Source organism: Klebsiella sp. MS 92-3 (assembly GCF_000195655.1).
Lineage (GTDB): Bacteria > Pseudomonadota > Gammaproteobacteria > Enterobacterales > Enterobacteriaceae > Klebsiella > Klebsiella pneumoniae.
Genome location: NZ_GL882806.1, coordinates 75,629 through 83,659 on the forward strand (window position 1 = coordinate 75,629; position 8,031 = coordinate 83,659).

An 8,031-nucleotide genomic window follows, 5' to 3' on the forward strand; every position below is an offset into this window, starting at 1 on the left:
CGGGTTCTTCTCCCCGGTTCCTGATTTACGCTATGCTGAAGCCTGCAGCGCGATGAACAAGGAACTGTAATGAAAATCTCCCGCCTCGGCGAAGCGCCGGATTACCGCTTTTCGCTGGCTAACGAACGCACCTTTCTGGCATGGATCCGCACGGCGCTCGGTTTTCTCGCCGCCGGCGTCGGCCTTGACCAGTTAGCGCCGGACTTTGCCACGCCGCTGATCCGTGAAATTCTCGCCCTGCTGCTGTGTCTCTTTGCCGGCGGCATGGCCATCTATGGCTATCTGCGCTGGCTGAATAACGAGAAGGCGATGCGTCTCAAGCAGGACCTTCCCTATACCCGCACGCTGCTGGTGATTAGCATTCTGCTGCTGGCGGTGGTGGCCGCGGTGATGCTGCTGGTGGTGTATGGCGGATAAACGCCGGGCGCGGCGGGAAAGCGATCCCGGTCTTCAGCCAGAGCGCACCTCGCTGGCCTGGTTTCGCACCCTGTTGGGCTACGGCGCGCTGATGGCGCTGGCGATTAAGCACAGCTGGCACCGCGCCGGCCTGCCGTTCTGGCTGTCGATCGGCGTGCTGGCGATTGTGGCGGTGATCCTCTGGGGCTATACCCGCCGTCGTCATCTGATGGATGTCGACGATAGCGATTTTTTACAGCCGCGGGCGGTTCGTGACAAATTTTTGATCGCACTCGCAGTACTTTCTCTGGCATTCCTGTTTGCTGTTACTCACCTTCAACCGATCGTTTTATTCATTAGGGATATGTCATGACAGGATGTCCGGCGAATTTGCCTCTCACTCATGCCCCCGGCCAGCAACATGACACTCCCTTTCAGGCTGTCGTGGTGGAGGCGCATCATTGCCATCAACCGCAGGCGTTCTATGCACAGCTTCGTCAACAGGGGCTCACCGCTATCCATTTTATTCCGCAGCTGGCGGCCGGCGACGCCGCGCTTTGGGGAGAGTTTCTCTGCGCAGTCTTTCACCGCTGGGTGCGGGAAGATATTGGGCGCATCAATATTTTACTGTTTAGCGAGACGCTGAGCGCCTGGTGTGGGGAGACGCTGACCCAGCCAGGCGCGCCGGCGGCCAACAGCACCTGCTACGGCTGCCCGTGGCTGCGCCTGTGCCGCTGTGGCGAACAGGAAGACCCGCTGTGCGCGGGTTACCGGCAGTTCTACGATTTTAGCGGGCCCTATATGCGAGTGATGCGGGACCTGCGACGACAGCAGCGGCCACCAGAGGCGCTGATGCCGCTGCTGCGCTAAAGATTAGCGCCCCTTCGCCAGGTACTGCGCCATCTCCTCTTCCGGCACCATGCCGCCGCCGGTGGCCCACACCAGGTGGGTGGCCTGCTGCAGCTGTTGCTCACTCAGCCCCTGCAGCTGATGGTACGCTTTGCTGGCGCAGACCCGCTGCGCTCCGGCCATCCCGGCCAGCGCGGAGGGTTCAAGGCGGATATTTTCCGCTGCCGCCAGCCAGCCCAGCATGTCATACATCGTCTGGTCGTCAAGGGTATAGAACCCGTCGAGCAGGCGCTCCATTGCCCGGCCAACGAACCCGGACGCCCTGCCGACCGCCAGACCGTCGGCCGCGGTCAGGTTATCAATACCTAAATCCTGCACCGCTATCTGGTCGTGGAGCCCGGTATAGACGCCGAGCAGCATGCATGGCGAATGGGTCGGTTCGGCGAACAGGCAGTGAACGTGGTCGCCGAAGGCCAGCTTCAGGCCAAATGCCACGCCGCCGGGGCCGCCGCCGACGCCGCACGGCAGATAGACGAACAGCGGGTGATCGGCATCGACCACGCGCCCTGCTTTGGCAAACTGCGCCTTCAGGCGCTCGCCGGCTACGGCATAGCCGAGGAACAGCGTGCGTGAGTTTTCATCATCAATGAAAAAGCAGTTCGGATCGGATTCCGCTGCCTTGCGCCCCTGTTCGACCGCCACGCCATAGTCCTCTTCATACTCAACCACCGTTACGCCGTGGCTGCGCAGTTTGGCTTTTTTCCACGCCCTGGCATCGGCGGACATATGCACCGTGACTTGAAAACCAATGCGCGCGCTCATGATGCCTATCGACATCCCAAGGTTGCCGGTGGAGCCGACGGCGATGCTGAACTGGCTAAAGAACTGTTTAAACTCCGGCGTCAGCAATTTGCGATAATCGTCTGCGGTCGTCAGCAGCCCGGCTTCCAGCGCCAGCTTTTCCGCATGGGTCAGCACTTCATAAATCCCACCGCGCGCTTTGATTGAGCCGGAGATTGGCAGATGGCTGTCTTTTTTCAGCAGCAGTTCGCCGCTAATTGGCTGGCCGAATTTTTGCTCAAGGCTGCGTTTCATTGCCGGAATGGCAACCACTTCTGATTCGATAATCCCGCAGCTCGCGGCGGTTTCCGGGAAGGCTGCCGCCAGATAGGGCGCGAAGCGCTGAAGGCGGGCATGGGCGTCTTGCACATCGTCGGCGGTCAGACCGACGTAAGGCAACCCCTCCGCCAGGGTGGTGGTTGCCGGGTTAAACCAGGTAGTTTCTTTCAGGGCGATCAGATCCTGCACAAGCGGGAAGGTCGCGGTTAAGGTGGTCAGGTCAGCGTTTTTCATATTACGTCTCGTTCGCTTAGATGATGAAAGAAAGCAGGAAGGTGGCGGCCAGTGCAAGTAGCGACGCGATAAATGTCGCTGTCGTGTAGTACTTGAACGTTTCACTGAGGCTGGCGCCGCAGTACTGTTTTACCAGCCAGAACAGGGAATCGGTGACGATCGTGCAGCCAATGGCGCCGGAACCGATGGCAATGGCGATGATCTCCGGGCTTACGCCGGGATAAAGCGGCAGCATCGGGGCAACGATGGCGGTAGCGCCCATCATCGCCACGGTGGCGGAGCCAACGGCGGCGTGCAGGATAAGCGCCACCAGCCAGGCCAGCAAAATCGGGTGCATATCAAGGTTCGACAGGATCACCGCGAGGCTATCGGCCAGGCCGCTGGATTTCAAAATCGCGTTGAATGCGCCGCCGGCGCCGATAATCAGCAGGATGTTGGCGATGGACCCAAAGCCGTTTTCGGTATGAGTCAGCAGAACGCCCATCCCCATTTGCCGACGGATGCCGAGCATGTAATAGGCGACAAAGACGGCGATAAACATCGCGGTGATGGGGTTGCCGATAAATTCCAGCACTGTATACAGCGTGCCGCCTTTCGCCATATTCAGTTCAGCGACGGTTTTCACCAGCATCAGGCCAATCGGTAACAGCACGGTAAACAGCGTAGCGCCGAGCGACGGCAGCGTCGATTCTTCGCGAACGTCGAGGTTGGAAAACTCGGCTGGCACTGGTTTAAACGGCAGGCGGTTGCCGAGCAGCCTGAGGAACAGCGGGCCGCCGACCAGCGAGGCGATCAGACCGACCAGCAGGCCATAGACGATAACCGTCCCGATATCAGCGCCCAGTTTATTCGCCACGAACAGCGCGGCCGGATGCGGCGGTACCACGCAGTGCACCGCCATCAGCGCGGTACACAGCGGAATAGCCAGCTTCAGCAGCGAAGTATTGGTTTTTTTGGCGATGGAGAATGCCAGCGGGATCAGCAGCACCACCCCGACTTCGACAAACAGGGTAATGCCGCAGATCAGGCCGACCAGCACCATAATCACATCCGCCGACAGCCAGCGGCAGCGCTGGAGCGTCAGGCCGATGCGCTCCGCCGCGCCGGAGACCTCCATCATCTTGCCGAGAATGGTGCCGAGACCGATCACCGCCGCCAGGAAGCCCAGCGTACCGCCGATCCCGCTCTCAATGGCGTTGACCATCTCCAGCGGGCCCATTCCCATCATCGCCCCGACGAAAAAGCTCGCCAGCAGCAGCGCCAGAAACGGATGAAACTTCAGTTTGACGATGGTTAATACAATTAACACGATGCTAATCAGCAATGTGCTCACAACCCAAATTTGCGATTCCATACCCCACCTCGCCGTAAGTAACGTGTGGTTATTGAACAGAAACTCGGCATGGGCTGACAAACGATATAAATAACCTTTCAGATGAGCCAAATTGAATCAAAAAGGTGATTTAGCTCTAAAAGTGACCTCTAAATATGCTATGGGTCAAATTAACTCATCCTTTAGCGGAAGTTCCGGCGTTATTTTTTTATCATCCAGACTCCCTTTTATCGCCAGGAGCGCATAGTGGATGTGCTAATAACCTTAGGTACCCGGTTGCTGAACGGCTGGCAACTCTCCAGGCTGTCGACGTTTGAGGTGGCGGCGCGGCACGAGTCGTTCGCCCTTGCCGCCGACGAGCTGGCGCTCACCCCAAGCGCCGTCAGTCACCGGATTAATCAGCTGGAAGAGGAGCTGGGGATCCAGCTCTTTGTCCGCTCGCACCGCAAAGTGGAGCTGACGCGTGAAGGGAAGCGCGTTTACTGGGCGCTGAAGGCGTCGCTGGATGGTCTCAATCAGGAGATTCTGGACATCAAAAACCAGGAGCTCTCCGGCAGTCTGACGGTCTACTCGCGGCCCTCTATCGCCCAGTGCTGGCTGGTGCCGGCGCTGGGGGATTTCAGTCGCCGCTACCCGGCCATCTCGCTGACCGTGCTGACCGGCAACGATAACGTCAACCTGCAGCGGGCGGGTATCGATCTGGCAATCTATTTTGATGACGCGCCGTCGTCGCAGCTAAGCCACCATTTTCTGATGGATGAGGCGATCGTGCCGGTATGTACGCCGTATTACGCCCGCCAGCTGCAGTTAACGTCAAATGCTGCCAATCTTCGCCACTGTACGCTGCTTCACGATCGCCAGGCATGGAGCAATGATTCCGGCACCGATGAATGGTTCAGTTGGGCACAACAATTTGGGATTGAACTGCCGCAATCGTCGGGCATTGGCTTCGATCGTTCTGATTTAGCGGTGATTGCGGCGATGAATCATGTCGGGGTAGCGATGGGGCGTAAACGGCTGGTGCAGAAGCGGCTGGAGAGTGGGGAGTTGATCGCCCCGTTCGGCGATATGACGCTGAAATGCCATCAGCATTATTACGTGACCACCCTGCCGGGCCGTCAGTGGCCGAAAATCGACGCCTTTATCGAGTGGCTGCATAGCCTGACCTGAAAAAGAGCCGGGCTATCCCTCGGAGTTGTTAGGGAGGCCGGGTAAGGCGTGCGCCGCCACCCGGCAAAATGACGGCACTGCGCTTGCGCGGGCCGGCAGACGACCAGTCCGATAGCCCGGATAAGGCGTCAGCCGCCATCCGGTGAATCACTGCCGCGCTTATACCGGCTGCTGATGGTGGGTAAAGCGCGAGGCCAGCGGCAGCCAGCACAGCAGAATCAACAGGCCCATCAGCATCATCAGCAGGCCGAGGCTGCCCTGACCGGTTTGCGGCATCATCGCCGACAGCCAGGCCAGCACGCCGGAGCCGATATTCTGCAAGCCGCCCACCAGCGCCCCGGCGGTTCCGGCGAGGAACGGGAACGGCTCCATCGCGCCGCTGGTGGCCAGCGGGAACAACATCCCGGCGCCGAAGAAGAACAGCGCCGCAGGCACCAGCAGGGTCCAGACGGTCATGATGCCCAGCAGCCCTGGGATCCACATCATCAGACCTGCCAGCAGGCAGCAGATCACCGACTGCCACATCAGCGTCGTGAAACGCTTGTTCGGCCGGCCGGCAAACCACGCCCCGAAGAACGCCGCCGGGATCGGCAGAATAAACAGAATACTCACCGCCATGCTGCTCAGGCCGAGCACCGCGCCCATCAGCACCCCGGAGCAGGCTTCGAATACCGCAATCCCCGCCAGGCCGCCGATCAGCATCAGCAGATAGCAGTTAAAGGCGCCGGTGCCGAACAGCGTTTTGTAGCTGGCCAGAAGTTTGGTGCGCGGCGCCCCTTCCGGGCGCGTTTCCGGCATCCACTTCGCCATGCTGAAGGTCACCCCGGCGCACAGGACCAGCAGGAAAGCGTAGCAGGCGCGCCAGCTCCACAGGGTGTCGAGGATGCCGCCGAGCAGCGGGGCAATCAGCGGGCTGACCAGAATACCCATATTTAACAGGCTATTGGCATGACGCAGCTGAGCGCCTTCGTACAGGTCGCGGGGCAGGGTACGCGCCATCACGCCGCCGACCCCGGTGCCCATCCCCTGCATGGCGCTGGCGGCGATCAGCACCGGCAGGCTATGGGTGGTAATAGCTACCAGCGTCGCCAGCATAAAAATCGACATCCCGACGAGGATCACCGGGCGGCGACCGACGCGGTCAGAGAGCGGGCCGTAGAACAGCTGTGAAATACCGTAGGTCAGCAGATAGGCCGCCATCACGCTTTGTACCGCCCCTTCGCGGACGTTCAGCGCGACCGCCATGTCGGCGATGGCCGGAATATAAATGGTCTGCGCCATCTGGCCGACGGCCACCAGCAGTACCAGCATCAACAACAAATTGAAGTTCTTATGCCGTTTCATGTCGATGAATACTTTGTGAGTAAAGAAAAATGAAGAATATGTGACTGCCACATCCCGTAAACGATGGAGGAATCTACCATATTAAAATGACAGAACAACTGCAAAGTGCCGATTGTTGAGGGAATTCCAGGCAGATTATGTAAACAGGAACGGCAACTAATGTTGCCATCTCAGGCTACGCCAGGCGCAGGAGGATCGCCCCGGCGGCAATCCCGCAGGCGGCCACGATGCGCAGCGGCATCAGTTGCTCTTTCAGGACGATAAAGGCGATCAGCGCGCCGAAGAGAATGGAGGTTTCACGCAGCGCGGCGACCACCGCCAGCGGGGCCTGGGTCATCGCCCATAGCGCCAGGCCGTAGGAGCCCATGGTGCCGATCCCGCCGAGGATGCCTTTTTTCCAGTGCTGACGTAAATAACGACTGGCCTCACGCCGTCGCGCCACCATCGCCCAGCACAGCAGGCAGAAGCCGTTCATAAAAAAGGTCCACAGGGTGTAGCCCAGCGCCGAGCCCGCCAGCCGGACGCCGGTGCCGTCCACCAGCGTATAACCGGCGATAAAGCAGGCGTTGATCAGCGCCAGCACGATGCCTTTGCGCGAGCTGGCGCGGCCGTTAAAGGCCATCGCCAGAATCGCCAGGCAGATGACGCCGATACCCAGCCAGGCCAGCGGCGACAGACGATCGCCGAGGAACAGCACGCTTATCGCCGCCACCAGCAGCGGCGCAGTGCCGCGCATCAGCGGATAGGTCTGGCTCATATCCGATACCTGGTAGGTCTTCGCCACCAGCACCGTATACACCACCTGTAACGCGCACGACGCCAGCAGATAGGGGGCGCTGACCAGCGCGGGCTGCGGGGCAAAGGGGAGCATCACCAGGGCGATCAGCGCGGCCGAGCCGCTGACGCCGATCGCCGCGTACATTTTATCGCCGCTGGCTTTGACGATAGCGTTCCAGCTGGCGTGCAGCAGGGCGGCGAACAGCAAAATGCAGAATACGGTGAGGGTCATCGCAGACAGGTTCAACAGTGAAGGTCACCGGAATGTAACACGCGCCCGCGCTGCCTGCCAGCGGGGGGTTAAAGCGAACAAAACAGGCGATGCGTCACCCGCGGTTCATCGTACACCGGGCGGAAACCAAGCCTTTCATAAAATGGCCAGGCCTGCGCCGGGGCATGGGTGTTGAGAAAGTCGAACCAGGCGCTGGAGTGGGTGATAACCGAGACCAGCAGCTGCTGGCCGATGCCCCGGCGACGGTAGCGTTCGCTGATGTAGAGGTGGCGAATGCGCCCGGCCCGCGGCTGCGGACTGAAGGGATCGCTATTGATGCCGCATACCCCTACCAGCTGGTGGTTGACGAAGGCGCCCAGCAGCGTTTCGCCCGGCGCGTTAAAGCGGTTTTTGCCGCTCTGCCAGTTTTCCGCCAGGCGGCGCAGCATATTGAAATGCTGTTCAAGGCTTTCAATTCGTAGCGCCGCGAACCCCGGTGCATCCGGCGTCGTGGCGGCAATTAACAGGGGTGGCATAGCTTCCTCCATCAAGTCATCCCGGGACGCCCGGCGGGCGCCCGCCCGGGGGGGGGGGGGGG

Annotated in this window: 10 protein-coding genes; 5 read left to right on the forward strand and 5 right to left on the reverse strand. The window is 60.3% G+C overall.

All coding sequences use genetic code 11. The annotated features are described in order from the left end of the window. The first annotated feature begins 69 nt into the window (after positions 1-69). The 3 genes from HMPREF9538_RS14270 to HMPREF9538_RS14260 all read left to right on the forward strand — a co-directional run bounded on the left by HMPREF9538_RS14270 (position 70) and on the right by HMPREF9538_RS14260 (position 1,266). Entirely contained in the window at positions 70-417 is a 348-nt protein-coding gene (locus HMPREF9538_RS14270) for a YidH family protein (RefSeq protein ID WP_002923305.1), read from the forward strand. After that, entirely contained in the window at positions 407-769 is a 363-nt protein-coding gene (locus HMPREF9538_RS14265; protein ID WP_002923304.1) for a DUF202 domain-containing protein, read from the forward strand. The genes HMPREF9538_RS14270 and HMPREF9538_RS14265 overlap by 11 nt, the downstream gene beginning before the upstream one ends. Positions 770-843: 74 nt before the next feature. Further along, positions 844-1,266, forward strand: coding sequence for a hypothetical protein (locus tag HMPREF9538_RS14260; RefSeq protein ID WP_002923302.1), 423 nt, complete (start codon positions 844-846; stop codon positions 1,264-1,266). A gap of 3 nt (positions 1,267-1,269) precedes the next feature. Here the strand turns inward: HMPREF9538_RS14260 and dsdA are convergent, their stop codons facing one another. Together dsdA and dsdX are read right to left on the reverse strand one after the other, a co-directional pair. Further along, entirely contained in the window at positions 1,270-2,598 is a 1,329-nt protein-coding gene (gene dsdA, locus HMPREF9538_RS14255; RefSeq protein ID WP_002923300.1) for a D-serine ammonia-lyase, read from the reverse strand. Between the two features lie 16 nt (positions 2,599-2,614). Next, positions 2,615-3,952, reverse strand: a complete 1,338-nt coding sequence (gene dsdX, locus HMPREF9538_RS14250; protein ID WP_004173855.1) for a D-serine transporter DsdX — start codon at positions 3,950-3,952, stop codon at positions 2,615-2,617. A gap of 91 nt (positions 3,953-4,043) precedes the next feature. Between dsdX and HMPREF9538_RS32230 the strand changes: the two genes are divergently transcribed. Together HMPREF9538_RS32230 and dsdC are read left to right on the forward strand one after the other, a co-directional pair. Further along, entirely contained in the window at positions 4,044-4,178 is a 135-nt protein-coding gene (locus HMPREF9538_RS32230) for a hypothetical protein (RefSeq protein ID WP_004145063.1), read from the forward strand. Further along, the gene (gene dsdC, locus HMPREF9538_RS14240; RefSeq protein ID WP_009485051.1) at positions 4,178-5,101 is read left to right on the forward strand and encodes a DNA-binding transcriptional regulator DsdC; all 924 of its coding nucleotides are present in this window, start codon (positions 4,178-4,180) and stop codon (positions 5,099-5,101) included. Before HMPREF9538_RS32230 ends, dsdC begins: the two co-directional genes overlap by 1 nt. Positions 5,102-5,260: 159 nt before the next feature. Here dsdC and emrD read toward each other — a convergent pair whose 3' ends face one another. The 3 genes from emrD to HMPREF9538_RS14225 all read right to left on the reverse strand — a co-directional run bounded on the left by emrD (position 5,261) and on the right by HMPREF9538_RS14225 (position 7,969). Next, on the reverse strand, positions 5,261-6,445 hold the full coding sequence (gene emrD, locus HMPREF9538_RS14235; protein ID WP_009485052.1) for a multidrug efflux MFS transporter EmrD: 1,185 nt from the start codon (positions 6,443-6,445) through the stop codon (positions 5,261-5,263). Positions 6,446-6,620: 175 nt separating this feature from the next. Then, positions 6,621-7,454, reverse strand: coding sequence for a DMT family transporter (locus tag HMPREF9538_RS14230; protein ID WP_002923296.1), 834 nt, complete (start codon positions 7,452-7,454; stop codon positions 6,621-6,623). Positions 7,455-7,522: 68 nt separating this feature from the next. Further along, complete coding sequence (locus HMPREF9538_RS14225; RefSeq protein ID WP_002923294.1) at positions 7,523-7,969, reverse strand: GNAT family N-acetyltransferase; 447 nt, start codon at positions 7,967-7,969, stop codon at positions 7,523-7,525. Between the last annotated feature and the right edge of the window lie 62 nt (positions 7,970-8,031).